At 70.6% G+C, this 19,325-nt stretch carries 18 protein-coding genes and 1 tRNA gene; 10 read left to right on the forward strand and 9 right to left on the reverse strand.

Going from position 1 to position 19,325, the window contains the following annotated elements; genetic code table 11:
- Positions 1 to 435: 435 nt before the first annotated feature.
- A tRNA-Leu gene (locus QSK36_RS37125) sits at positions 436 to 521 on the reverse strand.
- Positions 522 to 678: 157 nt separating this feature from the next.
- Here QSK36_RS37125 and QSK36_RS37130 point away from each other — a divergent pair.
- The 7 genes from QSK36_RS37130 (at position 679) to pknB (ending at position 9,461) form a co-directional block, all read left to right on the forward strand.
- A complete protein-coding gene (locus QSK36_RS37130; protein ID WP_183537984.1) occupies positions 679 to 1,419 on the forward strand; it encodes an FHA domain-containing protein in 741 nt (246 codons plus the stop codon).
- A 17-nt stretch (positions 1,420 to 1,436) separates the two neighbouring features.
- Positions 1,437 to 1,901, forward strand: coding sequence for an FHA domain-containing protein FhaB/FipA (locus QSK36_RS37135; RefSeq protein ID WP_041952906.1), 465 nt, complete (start codon positions 1,437 to 1,439; stop codon positions 1,899 to 1,901).
- The gene (locus QSK36_RS37140) at positions 1,898 to 3,172 is read left to right on the forward strand and encodes a Stp1/IreP family PP2C-type Ser/Thr phosphatase (protein WP_183537985.1); all 1,275 of its coding nucleotides are present in this window, start codon (positions 1,898 to 1,900) and stop codon (positions 3,170 to 3,172) included. Before QSK36_RS37135 ends, QSK36_RS37140 begins: the two co-directional genes overlap by 4 nt.
- Positions 3,173 to 3,198: 26 nt before the next feature.
- Positions 3,199 to 4,548, forward strand: coding sequence for an FtsW/RodA/SpoVE family cell cycle protein (locus QSK36_RS37145; RefSeq protein WP_285785679.1), 1,350 nt, complete (start codon positions 3,199 to 3,201; stop codon positions 4,546 to 4,548).
- The gene (locus tag QSK36_RS37150; protein ID WP_285785610.1) at positions 4,545 to 6,002 is read left to right on the forward strand and encodes a peptidoglycan D,D-transpeptidase FtsI family protein; all 1,458 of its coding nucleotides are present in this window, start codon (positions 4,545 to 4,547) and stop codon (positions 6,000 to 6,002) included. The genes QSK36_RS37145 and QSK36_RS37150 overlap by 4 nt, the downstream gene beginning before the upstream one ends.
- Complete coding sequence (locus QSK36_RS37155) at positions 5,999 to 7,486, forward strand: serine/threonine-protein kinase (protein WP_285785611.1); 1,488 nt, start codon at positions 5,999 to 6,001, stop codon at positions 7,484 to 7,486. The genes QSK36_RS37150 and QSK36_RS37155 overlap by 4 nt, the downstream gene beginning before the upstream one ends.
- A gap of 67 nt (positions 7,487 to 7,553) precedes the next feature.
- Positions 7,554 to 9,461: a Stk1 family PASTA domain-containing Ser/Thr kinase gene (gene pknB, locus QSK36_RS37160; RefSeq protein ID WP_285785612.1), complete on the forward strand. Its 1,908-nt coding sequence runs from the start codon at positions 7,554 to 7,556 to the stop codon at positions 9,459 to 9,461.
- Between the two features lie 184 nt (positions 9,462 to 9,645).
- On the opposite strand, the gene QSK36_RS37165 is transcribed toward pknB, so the two are convergent.
- Positions 9,646 to 10,224, reverse strand: coding sequence for an anthranilate synthase component II (locus tag QSK36_RS37165; protein WP_041952911.1), 579 nt, complete (start codon positions 10,222 to 10,224; stop codon positions 9,646 to 9,648).
- A gap of 195 nt (positions 10,225 to 10,419) precedes the next feature.
- Here QSK36_RS37165 and QSK36_RS37170 point away from each other — a divergent pair, with 195 nt between their 5' ends.
- Positions 10,420 to 10,665: a cell division protein CrgA gene (locus QSK36_RS37170; protein WP_139579635.1), complete on the forward strand. Its 246-nt coding sequence runs from the start codon at positions 10,420 to 10,422 to the stop codon at positions 10,663 to 10,665.
- A gap of 131 nt (positions 10,666 to 10,796) precedes the next feature.
- Here the strand turns inward: QSK36_RS37170 and QSK36_RS37175 are convergent, their stop codons facing one another.
- Together QSK36_RS37175 and QSK36_RS37180 are read right to left on the reverse strand one after the other, a co-directional pair.
- Positions 10,797 to 11,003: a 4-oxalocrotonate tautomerase family protein gene (locus QSK36_RS37175; protein ID WP_041952913.1), complete on the reverse strand. Its 207-nt coding sequence runs from the start codon at positions 11,001 to 11,003 to the stop codon at positions 10,797 to 10,799.
- Positions 11,004 to 11,068: 65 nt separating this feature from the next.
- Positions 11,069 to 11,803: an SDR family oxidoreductase gene (locus QSK36_RS37180; protein WP_285785613.1), complete on the reverse strand. Its 735-nt coding sequence runs from the start codon at positions 11,801 to 11,803 to the stop codon at positions 11,069 to 11,071.
- A gap of 113 nt (positions 11,804 to 11,916) precedes the next feature.
- On the opposite strand from QSK36_RS37180, the gene QSK36_RS37185 reads away from it, so the two are divergent.
- Positions 11,917 to 12,630: a TetR/AcrR family transcriptional regulator gene (locus QSK36_RS37185; RefSeq protein WP_285785614.1), complete on the forward strand. Its 714-nt coding sequence runs from the start codon at positions 11,917 to 11,919 to the stop codon at positions 12,628 to 12,630.
- Here the strand turns inward: QSK36_RS37185 and QSK36_RS37190 are convergent.
- Complete coding sequence (locus tag QSK36_RS37190) at positions 12,623 to 13,486, reverse strand: rhomboid family intramembrane serine protease (protein WP_183537991.1); 864 nt, start codon at positions 13,484 to 13,486, stop codon at positions 12,623 to 12,625. The genes QSK36_RS37185 and QSK36_RS37190 overlap by 8 nt on opposite strands.
- 122 nt (positions 13,487 to 13,608) lie before the next feature.
- Positions 13,609 to 14,142 (reverse strand): peptidylprolyl isomerase, encoded by a 534-nt coding sequence (locus tag QSK36_RS37195; RefSeq protein WP_183537992.1) that lies wholly within the window; start codon positions 14,140 to 14,142, stop codon positions 13,609 to 13,611.
- 206 nt (positions 14,143 to 14,348) lie between these two features.
- Between QSK36_RS37195 and QSK36_RS37200 the strand changes: the two genes are divergently transcribed.
- Positions 14,349 to 14,783: a hypothetical protein gene (locus tag QSK36_RS37200; RefSeq protein ID WP_156101932.1), complete on the forward strand. Its 435-nt coding sequence runs from the start codon at positions 14,349 to 14,351 to the stop codon at positions 14,781 to 14,783.
- A 67-nt stretch (positions 14,784 to 14,850) separates the two neighbouring features.
- Here QSK36_RS37200 and QSK36_RS37205 read toward each other — a convergent pair whose 3' ends face one another.
- From QSK36_RS37205 to QSK36_RS37215, 3 genes are all read right to left on the reverse strand, one after another.
- On the reverse strand, positions 14,851 to 17,115 hold the full coding sequence (locus QSK36_RS37205; protein ID WP_285785615.1) for a HelD family protein: 2,265 nt from the start codon (positions 17,113 to 17,115) through the stop codon (positions 14,851 to 14,853).
- Positions 17,116 to 17,565: 450 nt separating this feature from the next.
- The gene (locus QSK36_RS37210) at positions 17,566 to 18,741 is read right to left on the reverse strand and encodes a zinc-dependent alcohol dehydrogenase (RefSeq protein ID WP_285785616.1); all 1,176 of its coding nucleotides are present in this window, start codon (positions 18,739 to 18,741) and stop codon (positions 17,566 to 17,568) included.
- Positions 18,738 to 19,214 (reverse strand): hypothetical protein, encoded by a 477-nt coding sequence (locus QSK36_RS37215; RefSeq protein ID WP_183537998.1) that lies wholly within the window; start codon positions 19,212 to 19,214, stop codon positions 18,738 to 18,740. Before QSK36_RS37215 ends, QSK36_RS37210 begins: the two co-directional genes overlap by 4 nt.
- Between the last annotated feature and the right edge of the window lie 111 nt (positions 19,215 to 19,325).

Raw genomic sequence — 19,325 nt, forward strand, 5'->3', positions numbered from 1 at the left:
GGCGCGGCCCCGCGCCTGCGGCTTCACCGAAAATCTTCCATCGCGAGACCCCTGTGCTCACGAACTGGGACAGAAGGTAAAGGTCGCCCCTGCAAGCGCGGGGAAAGTGGTTTGAAAGGCGGCCTCCTGAGAATGTGCAGTGCGCGACGGAGGGGCCCCGATGTTCGGGGCCCCCGCCGCGACATCGCCAGGAGGGCCCGTGCCGTACGGGCCGGGAGGGGAGGCCGGACGTGGAGGCTTCGCTTGCGTCCAGGCGAGGTTGCCCATCTGCCCGGGGGTCCCAGGGGGTTGCTCCACTGGGTCACACAAAGAAGAAGCCCCGCCGGGCGACTGCCAAGCGAGGCCGCTCATCTGCCCGGGGGTTCCAGGGCGTTGCCCCACTGGATCACACAAAGAAGAAGCCCCGCCGGGCGACTGCCAAGCGAGGCCTGTTCTTGGTGGGCAAGGGGGGAGTTGAACCCCCACGTCCTTTCGGACACACGGACCTGAACCGTGCGCGTCTGCCATTCCGCCACTTGCCCTTGCGGTTGGTCCCCATCTCTGGGTGCCTGGAAAGGTTAGCACGTATCCGCCCGTGCTTACGAACCCGGATACGATCCTTCTAAACGACGATGCGAAGGGGCTCAGTGCAGCACCGGAGCGGTCGCGACCATAGTGGCAATGGAAGGGAGGTGTCCGGTGGGAGTCCTTCAGCGCTTCGAGCGCAGGCTCGAAGGGTTGGTTGAAGGGGCCTTCGCGCGGGCGTTCAAGTCCGATCTCCAGCCGGTCGAGGTTGCCAGCGCCGTGCAGAGGGAGATGGACGAGCGCGCCGCGATCGTCGCTCAGGGTCGCACGCTCGTGCCGAACGACTTCGTGGTGGAGCTGTCGACGACCGACAGCGAGCGGCTGGAGGTGTACGCCGACAGCATCGGCCACGAGCTGGCCACTCTCGCACGGGAGTACGCCAAGGAGCAGGGCTACTCGTTCGTCGGGCCGGTGCGGGTGCGTTTCGAGACCGCAGACGACCTCGCGGTCGGGCTCTTCCGCATCCGGTCGGGGGTGATCCGGGGCGCCACGGTCGAGCAGGACGAGATCCGTCAGCCGCCGAGCGACGTGCCGGCCGGCCGGCCCAGCGCGTTCCAGGGCCGCCCCCGGCTGCTCGTCTCCACCCAGGACGACCCCCAGGGCCAGCGCTCGTACGAGCTGACCACACCGGTCACTTTGCTGGGCCGCGGAACCGATTGTGATCTTCGGCTGGTGGATCCCGGCGTATCACGGCATCATGCCGAGCTAAGAGTGGAAGGGCCGCAGGTCGTGCTCGTGGACCTGGGGTCGACCAACGGCACCTTCATCAACGGCCAGCCGATCCGCAGGATCGAGATGCAGGACGGGACGAGGGTGACGCTCGGCCGCACGACACTGGTGTTCAGGCGCGATTAGAGGTAGACAAACGGTCCATGTCCGAGCTAACGCTGCTGCTGATCCGGCTCGCCTTCCTGGCGGTGCTGTGGTTCTTCGTGATCGCCGCGGTCGGCGTCATCCGGACAGACCTGTTCGGTCCGCGTACGGCTCCCGCGCCCACACGCAAACCGGTCAAGCAGCCCCGACAGGTTTCCAAGCCCAAGAAGGGCGAACCCCGCCAGCTGATCGTCACCGGTGGCCCCCTGCAAGGGACCATCATCAACCTCACGGAGACGCCAATCACCATCGGCCGGGCGAACGACGCCACGCTGGTTCTCAGCGACGACTACGCTTCGAGCCGGCACGCCCGGCTCTTCCCCCAGGACGGCCAGTGGATCGTGGAGGATCTCGGCTCCACCAATGGCACGTACCTCGAACGCTCTAAAGTGACCCGCCCGACCCCGGTGCCCCTCGGAGTTCCGATCCGCATCGGCAAGACCGTCATCGAATTGCGCAAATGACCATCGCACTCCGCTACGCCGCTCGCTCGGACGTCGGGCTCCTCCGTGAAGGCAACGAGGACTCGGCGTACGCCAGCGGCCGCCTGCTGGCCGTCGCAGACGGCATGGGCGGGCATGCCCACGGCGAGGTGGCCAGTTCGGTCGCCATCGCCGCATTGTCGTCCCTCGACCGGGACGCCTCCGGCGGTGACCTGCTCAGCGCCATCGAGGCGGCGGTCCGGGACGCCAACCACCAGCTGCACGCGATGGTGGCCCGGGACCCCAGCCTCAAGGGCATGGGCACCACCCTCACCGCGATGCTCTGGAGCGGCTCACGCTTCGCGCTGGTCCACGTGGGCGACTCCCGCGCGTACCTGCTCAGGAACGGCGAGCTGTACCAGATCACGCACGACCACACGCTCGTGCAGTCACTGGTGGACGACGGGCGGATCACCCAGGAGGAGGCCGCCAACCATCCCCAGCGCTCGATCCTGCTGCGCGCGCTGGACGGGAGCGGCGAGGTCGATCCCGACCTGCAGGACCGGGAGGCCCAGGTGGGCGACCGTTACCTGCTGTGCTCGGACGGCCTGTCCACGGTGGTCAGCGCCGAGACCCTGCACCACACCCTGACCACGATCGACGATCCCGAGGACGTCGTCCGGCAGCTCATCGACCTCGCCAACCGGGGCGGCGGGCCGGACAACATCACCTGCGTGGTCGCCGACGTGATCGAGGTGGACGACCTGCAGCCCCCCTTGGGGGTGGCGGCGGTCGTCGGTGCGGCCGGCTCCGGCCGGGTCCGCTCGGCGCCGCCCGACACCCCCGCGGGCCGGGCCACCACGGTCACCGCGCCCCAACCCGTGCTCACCGACGACGATCTGGACGACGAACCCGTGCGCGAGGCCCAGGCCTCCGCGCGGCGTTCGCGCAAAGGCCGATCGGGTCCGAAAGTGGCCGTCGGGGTGCTGGTCGTCGCCGCCGCGCTCGGGGTCGGTGGCTATTTCGGCTACCAGTGGACCCAGAGCCAGTTCTACATAGGCGCCCAGGGAGACGAGCTCGTCGTCTTCCAGGGCGTCGACGCGGAGGTCGGGCCTGTGTCCTTCAAGAAGGTCGCCTACACCGACCACGTACGCGTCTCGTCGCTGCCGGCGGTGCAGCAGGACCAGGTCCGCAGCGGCATCCCGGTCGACAACCTGCAGACCGGGATAACCAGGATCAAGAGCTTCGGCGACTCGGCGACGCCCACGCCGAACGCCAAGTCGACGCCGACCCCCACGAGGTCCAGTAAGTGACTGCTGTCGAAGCCACGCCCGTACCGATGACCGCGAAGCGGCGCGGCGCCCAGTTGGGCATGCTCGCCTTCGCCGTGCTGATCGTGATGGGCGCGTACGCCGGCGTCGGGCTCGGGATCAACGGCAAGATCCCGTCCGGCATGCTCGGCTACGGCCTCGGCCTCGGCGGTCTGATGCTCGCGGCCTACCTGGTGCTCGCCAAGTGGGCGCCGTGGGCCGATCCTCTTCTGCTTCCCCTCGTGACGCTGGTCAACGGCATCGGCCTGGTGATGATCTACCGGATCGAGCAGGCCGGGCAGCCCGGCGCGTCCGCGACGAGTCAGCTCATGTGGACGGCGCTCGGCGTGGTGATGTTCTCCGCGACCCTGATCGTGTTGAAGGACCACCGCACCTTGCAGCGCCTCACCTACACCGCCGGGTTCGTCGGCGTGGTGCTGCTGGCCATCCCGGCGCTGCTGCCCGGGTCGCTGAGCGAGGTTCAGGGCGCCAAGATCTGGATCCGCATCGGCGGGTTCTCGATCCAGCCCGGTGAGTTCGCCAAGCTGGCCCTCGTCGTCTTCTTCGCTGGCTATCTCGTAGCCAAGCGCGACGTGCTCGCCCTCGCCGGCCGGCGGCTGCTGTTCATCGACCTGCCCCGCGCCCGCGACCTCGGGCCCGTGCTCATCACCTGGGGCTTCGCGATCGCCACCCTGGTCCTGGAGAAGGACCTCGGCACCTCGCTGCTGCTGTTCGGCGCGTTCATCGCGATGCTCTACATCGCCACCCAGCGCACCTCCTGGGTGCTCATCGGCATCCTATTGTTCGTCGGCGGCGCCTTCCTCGCCGGGCAGGTCTTCAGTCACGTCGAGGCCCGCTTCAACGTCTGGCTGCACGCGGAGGACCCCGCGCTGTACGACGCGGGCGGCGGCAGCTACCAGCTCATGCAGGGCATGTTCGCCATGGGCTCGGGCGGCATCCTCGGCACCGGGCTCGGCCAGGGCTACCCCAAGCTGATCCCGCTGTCGTTCTCCGACTTCATCTTCACCGCGACGGGCGAGGAGCTGGGTCTCACCGGCCTGATGGCGATCCTGATGATCTACGCGCTCATCGTCGAGCGGGGGCTGCGCACGTCGCTGGCCGCCCGCGACCCGTTCACCAAGCTGCTCGCGGGCGGCCTGTCGTTCATCCTCGCCTGGCAGCTGTTCATCATCGTCGGCGGCGTGACCCGGCTGATCCCGCTGACCGGTCTCGTGACGCCGTTCATGTCCGCCGGAGGCTCGGCGCTGCTGGCCAACTGGATGCTCATCGCCCTGCTCGTACGGATGTCCGACGCGGCCCGCCGGCCGCCGCCGCAGGCGATCCAGGACGAGGGACTCACGCAGGTGATGCAGCGATGAACAGCACGCTCAAGCGCGTCTCCGTGGCCTGCCTGCTCATGTTCGGCCTGCTCATGGCCAACGTGACCTACATCGGCACGGTGAAGGCCGACGGGCTGCGGACCGACTCGCGCAACGTCCGGGGCTTCTACGCCCGGTACGCGATCGACCGCGGCTGGATCACCGCCGACAACGGCAAGACGACGCTCGCCAAGACCGTGGACAGCGGGGACAAGACGTTCCGGTTCGAGCGCGAGTATCCGCTGGGCAAGCCGTTCACCCATGTCGTCGGCTGGTTCGCGCCGGAGAGCGCCTCGGGCATCGAGGCCGCGATGAACCGCTACCTCGACGGCAGCCACCCCGACCTGGTGGTCCGCCGGGCCATCGACATGGTCAGCGGCAAGCCCGCCAAGGGCGCGAGCGTCGACCTCACGCTGAACACCAAGGCCCAGGAGATCGCGTACAAGGACCTGGCCGGCACCGGCAAGCGCGGCGCGGTCGTCGCGCTCGAGCCGAAGACCGGCAAGATCCTCGCGATGGTGTCGGTGCCGTCGTACGACCCGAACCCGCTGGCCCAGGTCAACAAGGCCAAGGTGAACGCGGCGTACAACAAGCTGGACAAGGACGACAACAAGCCGCTGCTCAACCGGGCCATCGACCTGACGTTCGCTCCGGGGTCCACATTCAAGACGGTCACCTCGGCGGCCTACCTCAGCGACGACACCTCCCGCGACGAGAACACGCAGGTCGACGCGCCCGACTCGCTGCCGCTGCCGGACACGAACATCTCGCTGCCCAACTACCACGGCGAGTCGTGCGGCGGCCGGGCGTCGCTGGTGCAGGCGCTCACCATCTCCTGCAACACGCCGTTCGCCATCATGGGCATGGACGTCGGCTACGACAAGCTCAAGGAGCAGGCCGAGAAGTTCGGGGTCGGCCAGCCGCTGGAGATCCCCCTCGGCGTCGCGGCCAGCAACATCGGCCCGGACGAGGGCAAGGCGGCTCTCGCCAAGACCGCGATCGGCCAGCAGAGCAACCAGATGACCCCGCTGCAGATGGCGATGGTCGCGGCCGGCATCGCCAACCAGGGCACGGTCATGAAGCCGTACCTGGTCAACAAGATCATGGGGCCGGACGGCGCGGAGATCGACGGGACCGACCCCGACGAGCTGGACGAGGCCGTCACCCCCGAGGTGGCCGGCGAGCTGACCAAGATGATGATCGGCGTGATCGAGCACGGCACCGGCGGCGCGGCCAAGCTCCCCGGCATCACCGTGGCGGGCAAGACGGGCACGGCGGAGACCCTGCCGGGCAAGCCGTCGCACGCGTGGTTCATCTCCTTCGCCCCGGTGGAGGACCCGAAGGTCGCCGTGGCGGTCTTCGTGGAGTCCGGCAGCGCCGGCAACGACGCCACCGGCGGTGCGGTGGCCGCGCCGATCGCCCACGACGTCATGCAGGCGGTGCTCGGACAGTGACGGACACGGTGCTCGGCGGGCGGTACCGGCTGACCTCCCCCATCGCCGCGGGCGGCATGGGCGAGGTCTGGCGGGCCGACGACGAACTGCTCGGCCGGGAGGTGGCGATCAAGCTGCTCGGCCGCCATGTCGCGGGCGACGCCACCTTCCGCGACCGGTTCCGCTCCGAGGCCAGGATCACCGCCGCCCTGACCGACCCCGGGATCGCCCAGGTCTTCGACTACGGCGAGGGCGACGGCCTGGCCTATCTCGTGATGGAACTGGTGAGGGGCGAGCCGCTGTCGGCCATCCTCGCCCGCAACGGCGTGCTCGGGCCGGACGTCACGCTCGACCTCGTCGAGCAGACCGCCCGGGGCCTGCACGCGGCCCACCGCGCCGGGGTGATCCACCGCGACGTCAAGCCCGGCAACCTGCTCGTCACCGAGACCGGCCAGGTCAAGATCACCGACTTCGGCATCGCCCGCGCGCTGGAGGCCGCGCCGCTGACCGCGACCGGCACCATCCTCGGCACCGCCCAGTACGTGAGCCCGGAGCAGGCGTCGGGCACCACCCTCACCCCGGCGAGCGACGTCTACTCGCTCGGGGTGGTGGCCTACGAATGCCTCGCGGGCCGCCCGCCGTTCACGGCGGAGACCCCGGTGGCGCTCGCGCTGCGGCACCTCAACGACACGCCCCCGCCACTGCCCGGAAACGTGCCCGCGCCGGTGGCGGCCCTCGTGATGGCCATGCTGGCCAAGGACCCGGCCGCGCGGCCGGAGACCGGGCCGGTGCTCCTCGACAGGGTGCGGGTGCTGCGCGAGACCCTCGCGGGCACGGCGGCCTCGACGGCGTTCCTCGGTTCGCTGACCGACCCCCAGGGCTTCCCCGCGGCAGGCGGCGCCGGCCGCACGATCCCTCCGGCCGCGCCCGGCCTGACGGCGCCCCTGGGGGAGCCCTCAGGAGCCGACACCCCGCGTCCCGGCGCCACCGCGCCGCTGGGCCCGGTCCCGGCCGCCCCGCGCAGGGCTCCCGCGGGCGCCCCCGACGCCCGTACCCGGCGCCCCGGAGGTCAGGGGCCGACCGGCGGGCGGCGCCGCCGTCCCGCGACCCTGCTCCTCGCGACGGCCGGCTGCGCCGCCGCCGTGGGCATCGGGGTCCTGGCCTTCACCGCCGCCCATACCGGCGAATCGCCGCCGGACCCGGGTGAGACGGCCGCGCCCGTCTCACCGTCCCCCTCGCCGTCGCCATCGCCGTCGCCGGCACGTACGAACAGGTCAGAGGTTCCGCGGACGCATCGGCCGACTGCTCCGGCGGCGTCGGACGAGCCGAGCGCCGTTCCGTCGGCTACCGTAAGCAGGTCGGCATCAACCACCCAGACGCCCACACCGGCTTCGTCCCCGACCTCGACCCCGACTCCGACGTCCACCCCGGCCACGGAAACCAGTGAGACTCCGCCCCCTACGGACGCCCCACCCGACACGAACCCTCCGGATGAGGGGGAGTGATGAGAAGAGGGGTCGATGATGGAGACCGGTGGCACCCCACGATGAACGGCAAGGGACAGTGCAGGAAATGACTCAGCCACGACTTCTCGGCGGACGCTACGAGCTGGATGGCGTCGTTGGGCGTGGCGGCATGGCCGAGGTGTATCGCGCCCGGGACATCCGGCTGGACCGTGTCGTCGCCATCAAGACGCTCCGCTCCGACCTCGCCAGGGACCACACGTTCCAGGCGCGCTTCCGGCGTGAGGCGCAGTCCGCCGCCTCGCTCAACCACCCGTCGATCATCGCCGTGTACGACACCGGCGAGGACATGATGGACGGCACGCCCGTGCCGTACATCGTGATGGAGTTCGTCGACGGGCGGACGCTGCGCGACCTGCTGCGCGCCGACCGGCGGCTGCTGCCTGAGCGGGCCATGGAGCTGGTGGACGGCATCCTGCGAGCGCTGGACTACAGCCACCGGGGCGGCATCGTTCACCGGGACATCAAGCCGGCCAACATCATGTTGACGGTCAACGGCGAGGTCAAGGTCATGGACTTCGGCATCGCCCGGGCCATGGCCGACTCCGCCGCCACGATGACCCAGACGGCGCAGGTGATCGGCACCGCGCAGTACCTGTCCCCCGAGCAGGCCCGCGGCGAGCGTGTGGACGCCCGCAGCGACATCTACTCGACCGGCTGCGTGCTGTACGAGCTGCTCACCGGCCAGCCGCCCTTCACCGGCGACTCACCCGTGGCGATCGCCTACCAGCACGTGCGGGAGGACCCGATCCCGCCGTCGCGGATCGACCCCGAGATCCCGCAGTGGGCCGACGCGATCGTGCTCAAGGCGATGGCCAAGGACCCGCTCCACCGCTACCAGAGCGCCACGGAGATGCGGGGCGACATCCAGCGGGCCCTGTCGGGCATGCCGGTCGACCCGCAGACGATGGCGATGGCCACCCAGCAGTACAACGGGTATGGCTCGGCGGACCGCACGCGGACGATGACCACCGCAGGCGGCGCCCCCATGACGCAGAACACCCGCGCCATCCCCGACTACGAGTACGCCCAGGAGGAGCGCAGCGGCGGCCGGTACGACGGGCGGCGGCGCAGCGGCGGCGGCAACACCGCGCTGAAGACCACCCTGTGGATCCTGATCCCGCTGGTGGTGATCGGCGCCATGATCGGTGTCGGTTACGCGTTCCTCGGGTCCGGCGGATCCTCCACGGCCGACAAGGTCGAGGTGCCGAGGGTGACGAACCAGACGAAGGCGGCGGCAGAGCAGGCGCTGCAGGCGGCCGGATTCAAGGTCGCCTTCGGACCGGAGGAGTACAACAGCGACGTCCCCAAGGGTGCCGTCGTGAGCACCGACCCCGCCGGGGGCGAGCAGACCGACCGCGGGGCCACGGTCACCGTCGTCGTGTCCAAGGGCGAGGAGAAGGTCATCGTCCCCGAGGACCTGATCGGCAAGACGCCGGAGGAGGCCAGGGCCGAACTGGAGGCGCTCGATCTGAAGGTCAGCATCGTGCCGAAGGCCTCCACCAAGGAGCAGGGCAAGGTCTTCGACAGCAGCCCCAAGGGCGGCGAGAAGGTCGAGAAGGGCGCCCTGGTCCGGCTGTACGTGCCCAAGGACATGACGGAGGTCCCGAGCGTCGTCGGCCTCACACTCGAGGACGCGACCCAGACGCTGAAGGGCGCCGGCTTCAAGGTCAAGACCTCGGAGCAGCCGAGCGACGTGGTGCCGCAGGGCAACGTGATCGACCAGTCGCCGCAGTCGGGGGCGAAGCTCAACCCCGGCACCACTATCACGCTGACGGTCTCCAGCGGCCCGTCGCAGCAGCAGCAGCCGACCGGCGAGCCCACCGACACGCCGACGGACGGCACTGGAGACGGTGGCGGTGACGGCACCGGAGACGGTGGTGACGGCGGCGGAGACGGCGGCGGCGTGCAGATCGGGCCGCCCGGGGAGGGCGGGGACAACCCGTTCGGCAACTGACGACATGGAGTGGACGGCGGTCACCGCGAGGCGGTGGCCGCCGTCGGCGTTTCGCCGGCGTTCCGGCCGGGCCGCCGCATACGGTCGGCCGGGTGAACGGCGCCGGGCATGAGGAAGGGCTTCCGCCACTCGGGGGCAATGGCGGAAGCCCTCACTCTTCTAGTCGTAACGAGAGCGGAAAGCGTTACACGATCTGCGCGAGCCAATTTCCGAGCAGCCGATGGCCGTGCTCGGACACGACCGACTCGGGGTGGAACTGCACGCCCTCGATGGGGGCGTCGCGGTGGCGCAGGCCCATGATGACGCCGTCCGGGGTGGTGGCCGTCACCTCCAGCGCGTCCGGCACGGTGCCGGGGACCACGGCGAGCGAGTGGTAGCGCGTCATCGTGACCGGCGACGGGAGCTCCCGGAACACGCCCCGCCCGTCGTGGGAGATCAGGCTGGTGCGGCCGTGCATGAGCTCGGGCGCGCGGTCCACCGCGGCCCCGTACGCCACGGCGATGGCCTGGTGGCCGAGGCAGACCCCGAGCAGTGGCAGGCCGCGCTCGGCGCAGTGCCGTACGAGGGACACCGACACCCCGGCGGCCTCCGGCGTGCCGGGCCCCGGTGACACGAGCACGGCGTCGAAGCCGTCGGCGTCGCCCACGGCGACGTGGTCGCGCGGCCGTACGTCGCAGTCCGCGCCCAGGCCGCGCAGATACTGCACGATCGTGTGCACGAAGCTGTCGTGATTGTCGACCACGAGCACCCGGATCGGGCTCATAGATGTCTCCCGCTTCACCGGGGTGGCTGGGTGTGCCGAGCGGAAATCGGACTTTCAGCGTACGGCAATCCCGCATGGGGGATCGCCCGGTGGGGTCCGCGCCGACTATCCTTGCTCGGGACTTCACCGCCACAGCGATTACGCTATTGACACCAGCCCGCACGACCGCGCGGGTACCCACCAGGAGAAGCTCCCGTGCCCAAGTCGAAGACCCGCAAGAAGGCCGTTTACACGCCGCCGCAGAAGTCTCAGACGGTGAAGGTCAGCCCCCGTTGGCTCGCCCCCGTCATGGTGGTCTGCTGGATCATCGGTATCGCCTGGATCGCGATCTACTACATCGCGCCGACCGTTCCCGGCATCTCCAGCCTGGCGAACTGGAACCTGCTGATCGGTTTCGGGCTCATCATCGTCGGCGTCGTACTCTCGACGAAGTGGCGTTAGGCTGCTTTCTTTAGATTCTTTCCACAGCCTTTATCCACAGCCTGTGGGCAGCAGGCGCCGAGCGGCCCCCCGGCCGGGTTGGCGCCGGGTTCGGGCCGGGCGACGAATGCCCGGCCCGGCCGCGAGGAGGGTCAGCTTCGGCCGAGCATCTCGGCGGTGAGGACGTTGCCGCCGAGGCCCCAGCCGCCGTCCGGCACCTCTTCGAGAAGGACCAGGGTGGTCGCCCGGGCCCGCTCGCCGTACACGTCGGCGTAGGCGTCGGTGACGGCGTCGATGAGCTTCTTCTTGGACTCGGGGGTCAGGGTGTCGGCGGGCACCTTGAGGTTGGCGAACGGCATGGTCGTTCCTTTCGGGTTGTTTCGGGCGTTTCCGGGCCGGAATGTGGCGGCGACTGCGGCGGGGGTCAGACGATGCCGCCGTTGGCGCGCACGACCTGCCCGTTGATCCAGTGCCCCGCAGGGCTCGCCAGGAAGGCGACGACCTCCGCGATGTCCTCAGGGGTGCCGAGTCGTTCGAGCGGGGGCTGCTTGGCCATCCGCTCGATGGTGGCCTCGTCCTTGCCGTCGAGGAACAGTTCGGTGGCGGTCGGGCCGGGCGCCACCGCGTTGACCGTGATCTGCCGCCCCCGCAGTTCGCGGGCGAGCACGAGCGTCATCGCCTCGACGGCGCCCTTGCTGGCGACGTACGCCCCGTAGGTGGGCAGTTGCAGCCCCACGACGGACGTGGACATCGTGATGATCGTTCCCCCGTCGCGCACGCGGCGCGCGGCCTCCCGCGCCATGACGAAGGTGCCGCGGATGTTGGTGCGGTGCAGGGCGTCCAGGTCGTCGAGGTCGAGGTCGGCGATCGGGGACAGCGACAGGCGCCCCGCCGAGTTGACGACGACGTCGACCCCGCTGAACTGCTTCTCCGCCGCCTCGAACATCGCCGCGACCGCGTTCTCGTCCGCGACGTCGGCCTGCACCGCGATCGCCCGGCCGCCGGCCGATGTGACGGCGTCGACCACCTCGGCCGCGGCCGCGGCCGCTCCCTGGTATCCCACGACGACGGCGAAGCCGCGCGCGGCCAGCGTCGTCGCGACCGCCCGGCCGATCCCGCGGGAGCCGCCGGTGACGACGGCCACGCGCTGATCACTCATTGGAGAGCCCCCTTGCCTATATCGCCGATACGACTTGTCCGTATCGACGTTACGTGACAGACGTTAGCACGATATCCGTATCGGCGCTAGCGGACTTCCGTATCATTGGTTACATGGCAGGTGCGGACACCCTACGCGCGGCGATGATCGAGGCCGCGGAGAAGCAACTGGCGACGTCCACGGACAACGACATCGCCACGCGGGCGGTCTGTGAAGCGGTCGGCGTGACCCAGCCCGTGCTCTACCGGCTGTTCGGCGACAAGCGAGGGCTCCTCGACGCCGTCGCCGACCACGGGTACGAGCGCTACGCCGCGCTCAAGGCGGCGCAGGAGCGGACGACCGACCCGGTGGCCGACCTCCGGGCCGGCTGGGACGGCCACATGGCGTTCGCCCGGGAGAACCAGGCCCTCTACCAGCTCATGTTCACGCCTCGGCCGTGGTCCCGGTCCACGGCTCGCGACCGGGTGTTCGAGCTGCTGGAGGCGACGCTCGTACGGTGCGCGGCGATCGGCGCGCTGAAAGTGGAGCCGCCGCTCGCCGCCCGGCTGATCCTGTCCGCGAGCGTCGGGACCGCGCTCGACCACATCGCCAGTCCGGAGCTCTTCGACGACCCGGCGCTGTCCCACCGCATGCGCGACGCCGTGTTCGCGCACGTGCTCACCGAGGCGACCGTGCGGGAGGACGCCGATCCCCTCCACGAGGCCGCGCTGCGCCTGCGCGCGCAGCTCGACCTCGCCGGCACCGACGCCCTCGAGCCGGTCGAGACCGCCCTGCTCCGGCGCTGGCTCGACCGCATCACGCAGCCCGGTGCGGGGAGCGTCAGGTGAAGGCGCCCTCCAGCAGGCCGTACGGCGGGAGCATGGTGACGAGCAGGACCAGCGCCACCAGCACCGCGGCGGCGACGCCGGCCTGTACGAGGGTGCGGTTGCGCGGCGGAGCGTAGGCGAAGCCGGCGGCGAGGATCGTGCCGGTCACGAGCCCGCCGAGATGGCCCTGCCAGCTGATGCCCGGCACGACGAACGTGAGCACCACGTTGATGCCGATCAGCCAGAGAGCGCCGCGGGCGTCGTAGCCGAGTCTGCGGGCGACGACGAACAACGCGCCGAACAGGCCGTAGATGGCGCCGGAGGCGCCGACGGCCGACGTGCCGAACAGGTAGATGGCGACCGAGCCGCCCAGCGCCGACAGCAGGTAGAGCGCGGCGAACCGGCCGGCGCCGAGCCTGCGCTCCAGCTCGGGGCCGAGGGCGTAGAGCGCCCACATGTTGAACAGGATGTGCCAGAACGACGGCGGCGGGGAGTGCAGGAAGGCACTGGTGATCAGCCGCCACCACTCGCCCATGTGGACCCCGAGCGACCACATCGCGAACCGCTGGACGACCTCGTCGGGCCGCAGGACCTCGGCCCCGTACGCGAGCACGTTGAGGATCAGCAGGGTCCACGTGACGCGGGGCGTGGCCACGGCGGCACCGCCGAAGGTCGCCTGGGCCTGCCGCACCTCGCGACTGCCGTCGCGGACGCATTCGGGGCACTGGTGGCCGACCGCCGCCTCACGCATGCAGTCGGGGCAGATCGGGCGCTCGCAGCGCTGGCAGCGGACGTAGGTCTCGCGCTCGGGGTGCCGGTAGCAGGTGGGCACGGCTTGCGCCCCCGGCTGCGGGGGCGGCGGAGGCTGGGAGGTCATGGGGTCCTTCCTGGGCGGGGCCCTGTGCGGGGGCGCATCCACCAGCCAGCCTATAAGCCGGAAACGCCCCGGCCGCGTGTTCGCGGGGCCGAGGCGTCTCCGGAGCGCCGGAAGGGGCGGCGTCAGGACCGCTCGATGGTGACCTCTTCGAGGACCACGTCGTTCACCGGCCGGTCGTTGCGGCCGGTGGGGGTCTTCGCGATCGCGTCGACCACCTCGGTGCCCTCGATCACCTCACCGAAGATCGTGTGTCCCTGGTTGAGGTGCGGCGTCGGCGCGACCGTGATGAAGAACTGGGAGCCGTTGGTGCCCTTGCCGAACCGCTTGCCCGCGTTCGCCATAGCGAGCAGGTAGGGCCGGTTGAACTGGTTCTCGGGGTGGATCTCGTCGTCGAAGTCGTAGCCGGGGCCGCCGATGCCCTGGCCGAGCGGGTCGCCGCCCTGGATCATGAACCCGTTGATGACGCGGTGGAAGATCGTGCCGTCGTAGAGCTTGACGTTCGTCTGCTTCTCACCGGTCTCCGGGTGGGTCCACTCCCGGGTGCCCTCGGCGAGTTCGACGAAGTTGCGCACGGTCTTCGGCGCCTTGTTGGGGAAAAGCTGCACGCGGATCGTGCCGTGGTTCGTGCGCAGATTCGCGATGAGGTTGTCAGCCACGAGGGCCGCCCCCTTTGGTAGCTCGTGTTAGTTGTCCGGTGAACAGGGTATCGAGCATGCCTTCAAGCACCGCTCGTGATTGAGCCACGACCATCCGGGAAGGGGTCGTTCCGGGGCCCCGTCGATTGGGGAGGTTGATCGTGTCCCTGACAATGAACAGAAGGCGCCGCGCTGAAGTGGTCATCCCGCAAACGTGGCTGAGCAGGATGAGAGAACAGGCGACGAAGGCCGGTGGCCGGATGAGCCCGGTGGCGGAGACCGCACGGGATCTCGCCAGCCATCGGATCGAGGACGCCAGGATCTGGGCGGCGCCGAAGCTCGACCAGGCGGCGCAGTCGGTCGAGGAGCAGATCGCTCCGATCGTGAGCGCGTTCCTGACCGAGCTGGCCCGCCGGATCGACGTGAGCAGCGCCAGGAAGACCCGCAGGCGCTGGCCGGTCGTCGCGTTGCTGGGCGGCGTCGCGATCGGCGCGGTGGGTGTGGCGATGTACCGCAACAACGCCCAGCGCTGGACCGAGACGATGCGGGAGAGCATGCGGCACACCGGCTCCGACGCCAGCAAGTGGGTCGGAGACAAGGCCGGGGAAGTCGGCGAGAAGGCCGACAAGGCCGCCGACGAGATCTCGGGAAAAATGTCCTAGCACGTCCCTCACAGCCACCAGTACGGCCGGCGTTCCCCCAACGCCGGCCGTATTGTGTCTCCCGCGTCTAGGGGGTCTCCAGGCGGTGCAGGACGGCGGGGAGACGGTCCTCGTGGACCACCGTGAGCCGCCGGGTCGCCCGGGTGATGGCGACGTACAGGTCCTGGCCGCCCTTCGGCGACTGACGCAGGATGCCCTCGGGATCCACGACCACCACGGCGTCGAACTCCAGGCCCTTCGAGCCACGCACGGTGAGGACGGCCACCGGGCTGTCCAGGGGATCGACGGCCTCGGGGAACAGCGCGGCGACCTCCGCGTGCCGGGCGTCCGGCGTGACGACGCCGACCCGCCCCTCCCCGATCTCGCGCAGCTCCGACTCCACGAGCAGCCGCAGGTCGGCGCCGTCGGCGGGCACGGCGCGGGGGCGGGCGCCGCCGAACCGGACCGACTCGGGCGGCTCCTCCCCGGGCGCCACGGCGCGCAGCACGTCGGCCGCGACCTCCATGATCTCGGCCGGCGTCCGGTAGTTGACCAGCAGGCGCTCCTCCCGCCAGCGTCCCTTCACGTACGGGTCGAGCATCTCGCCCCACGACCGCGCGCCCGCCGCCGAGCCGGTCTGGGCGATGTCGCCGACGACCGTCAGAGAGCGGGCCGGGACCCGCCGCATCACCGTCCGCCAGGCCATCGCCGACAACTCCTGCGCCTCGTCCACGATCACGTGCCCGTACGCCCAGGTGCGGTCGCGGCCGGCCCGGTCGGCCGTCGTCACGTACGGCCCGTCCTCGCGGTTGCGGCCGGCCAGCAGGGTCGCGTCGAGCACCGGGTCGACGTCGGTGATGGTCAGGACCTCCCGCGCGTACAGTTCCTCCTCGCGGCGCGCGTCCTCCGCGCGGCGCCGCCTGGCCCCCGCTCCGTAGTCGTACTCGCCGAGCAGTTCGGCGGCCTCGTCCAGCAGGGGGACGTCGCCGACCGTCCACGGCGCCTCGCGGGGCCGCAGCAGGAGCGCGCGCTCCTCCTCCGTCAGGTAGGGCCCGGCCGCCGTGCGCAGCCGCTCCTCGTCCGACAGGAGTTCGCGGACGAGCCGCTCGGGGGTGATCTCCGGCCACAGGGCGTCGAGCGCGTCGCGCACCGGCCGGTGCTCCCACAGGGTCGTGGCGGCGTACCGCAGGTCGCCGTCCTCAAGCGGCCGGTCGAGCTGTGCCGCCTCGTCCCGCGCGAGCGCCCGCAGCATTCGGTCCACGAACGTCCAGCGGGCGATGTTGTGCTGCCGTCGCAGGCCGCGGGCGCGGTCGCGGGCCCGCAGGCAGGTGGCGTGGTCCACCCGCAGCGTCATCTCCTCGACCACGACCTCCACGCCGCCGCGCACCGACGTGCGGACGGGGATCTTCACCTCCAGGTCGTCCTCGGGCACCCGCTCGCGGTCGCGGACCGCCTCCTCGACCACCCCGGCCATGCGCGGGTCGCCCTTGACGACGGCGACGGCCGGCTCGTCCTCGGCGGTGGCCCCCACCCCGGGGTGGAGCCCGCCCATGCTCGTCAGCACCACCTGCGTCTCGCCCAGCGCGGGCAGCACCTGGCTGATGTAGCGGGAGAACGTCGCGTTGGGACCGACGACGAGCACGCCGCGCCGCTCCAGTGTGTCGCGGTGGGTGTAGAGCAGGTACGCCGCCCGGTGCAGGGCGGCGACGGTCTTGCCCGTGCCCGGCCCGCCCTGCACGACGAGTGCCCCCGCCAGGCCGGAGCGGATCACCCGGTCCTGCTCGCGTTGGATGGTGGCGACGACCTCGCCCATGCGTCCGGTGCGCCCGCGGCGCAGCGCCGCGAGCAGCGCGGCCTCGCCGACGAGCGTACGGCGGTCTCCGTCGGCCATCCGGTCGAGGTCGAAGACCTCGTCGTCGATGCCCACGACGTCGCGGTGTCGCGTGTGCAGGTGCCGGCGGCGTACGAGGGAGCCCGGGTCGCTGGGGGTGGCGACGTAGAAGGGCCGGGCGGCGGGGGCCCGCCAGTCGACGAGCACGGACGTGTGGTCGTCGTCGCGCAACCCGATGCGGCCGATGTAGAGGGTCTCGCCCCCGGCGTCGTCGATGCGGCCGAAGCACAGGCCGCGTTCGACGGCCGACAGTTGCGCGAGGCGGCGGGCGTGCTCGGCCGCCGCCACCTCCCGCTCCACGACGGCCTGCCGGGTTCCCGCGCCGCCGCGGGCCAGGACTTCCCGCATGCCGCGCTCGGCCCGTTCGCGGGCGATGTCGAGGCGGCCGTACACCATGGAGACATGAGACTGCTCGATCCGCAGGGCCTCGGCGCGAGCGGAGTCGGATTGACGGTCACCCATTCCTGTGATAAACTCCTAGTGAGAGCGTCTGACTTTCAGATAATCGGGAATCTCTCACTATACGGCACCCCGCCTCTGTGGTGCAGCACGCCTCCGTCCACTCCGCTCCGGGGTGGATTTTTTGTTTTTCACACGACTTCTGTGACTCATGTGAGTGATGTCGCGTCCGTCCTGGGTAACCGGCGTACGGCGCGATCGGCGGGACGCATCGCCACATTTCGTCCGGATTCGCATCGCGCCATGGTCAACCGTCGCGCGCCGCGGGACGTCTTTGGAAACAAGGAGGCCCGGATGGACGTCCTCGAGAGCCTCGTGGACGACAAGCTCCGCCTGGAGCTCGTCCTCATCGAGGCACTGCACCACGAGGCGGAACGGCTGGCCGCCCCGGCCGTACGCTGAGATCACCGGCCCGCCGCCTCCTCACGGGGGCGGCGGGCGCTCTCCCACAGGTCAGGCCCAGGGGCGGAAGACGGCGCGGACGCAGCCGTCCTTCTTATGCTTGAACATGTCGTAGCCCTTGGGCCCCTCGTCGAGCGTCATCGTGTGCGTCGCGAGGTAGGAGGTCTTCAGATCGCCCTTCGCGATGCGGTCGAGGAGCTTCGGGATGTACCGCTGGCCGTGCTGCTGCGCACCGCGCAGCGTGAGGCCCTTGTTCATCAGCGCGCCGAGCGGGAACTTGTCCACGAAGCCGGCGAAGACCCCCAGCACGAACACCGAGCCGCCCTTGCGGCAGGCGTGGATCGCCTCCCGCACCGCGATCGGGCGGTCCTGCTCCAGGCGCAGCCGCTGCTTGACGCCGTCGTAGACGCGCTGGATCCCGGTGCTGTCGGCCTCCATGCCGACGGCCTCGACGCACACGTCCGGGCCCCGACCGCCGGTGCGCTCGCGCAGCTCGGCGGTGACGTCGGTGTTCGTGTAGTCGATCACCTCGCAGCCGACGTGCCGGGCGGTCATGGCCAGCCGTTCCGGGTAGCGGTCGATCGCGACGACCCGCTCGGCGCCGAGGAGCATGGCGGCCCGGGCCGCCATCTGGCCGACTGCGCCGCACCCCCACACCGCGACCACGTCTCCTGGCCGTACGCCGCCGAGCTCGGCGCCCATCCAGCCCGTCGGGGCGGCGTCGGAGGCGAACAGGGCGTCCAGGTCCGAGACGCCCTCGGGAACCATGAACGCGTTGTAGTCCACGAAAGGCACCCGGATGTACTCGGCGTGGCTGCCCCGGAAGCCGCCCATCGCGTGGGAGTAGCCGAAGATGCCCGCGGTCGTGCCGCCCCACATCAGGTCCGTGACGCCCGGGTTGGGGTTGCTGTTCTCGCACAGCGACCACTCGTCGTGACGGCAGGCCCAGCAGCGGCCGCATCCGATGATCGAGCAGACCACCACCCGGTCGCCCGGCCGGTGCCGGCTCACCTCGGGGCCGACGTCGACGATCTCGCCGATGAACTCGTGCCCGATGACGTCACCGGCCCGCATGGCCGGGATGTAGCCGCCGAGCAGGTGGAGGTCGGAACCGCAGGTGGTGCTCGCCGTCACCTTCACGATCGCGTCCTGGGCGTTGAGGATCACGGGGTCGGGCACCTGCTCGACCGACAGTTCGTTCACGCCCTGCCAGCACAGCGCCTTCACAGCCGCCCCCCTTCGGAGGCGCGTCCCAGCGCCATGTCGAGGACCTTGCCCGGCAGGGTCGGCCGGGTCGTCGCGATCTCCTCGTCCGAGCGCAGCACGTCGCCGGTCTCCAGCAGGGACTTCGTCTCGCGCAGCGCCGTACGGATCTCCGTGCGGGGATCCTCACCCCGCAGCCGGGCGAGGACGCCTTCGGCGCCGGCCAGGTGCTCCCTCGGCCGTGCGTAGATCTCCGTGCCCCGGTCGCCGGGCGCCAGGTTCATCCGCACCTCGGCGTCCACCCGGGCCAGCGGCTCGGGCAGGTGCCCGGCCGGGGCGACCTCGTCCGGCGGCCGGTTGACGGTGACGCCCAGCCAGCGGCTGGATTCCAGCGGGTCCTTCGCCGCGGCCGGCACCCGGCCACGCGCGGCCGCCCATCGCGCCATCCCCAGGCCGGCAGCCGCGAGCGCCGCCGCTCCGGCAACGAGACGTTTCATGGCTTCGCCCCCTCCACGGCCGACTTCTCGGGTGTTACCCCCGCTCATGGGCTCTATCCGCCCGCGGCGGGCATGTGAGGAGGAGTTGGACGCCAGGTGACGGTCTCGGGA

It is taken from the genome of Microbispora sp. NBRC 16548 (assembly GCF_030268985.1).
Taxonomy (GTDB): domain Bacteria; phylum Actinomycetota; class Actinomycetes; order Streptosporangiales; family Streptosporangiaceae; genus Microbispora; species Microbispora catharanthi.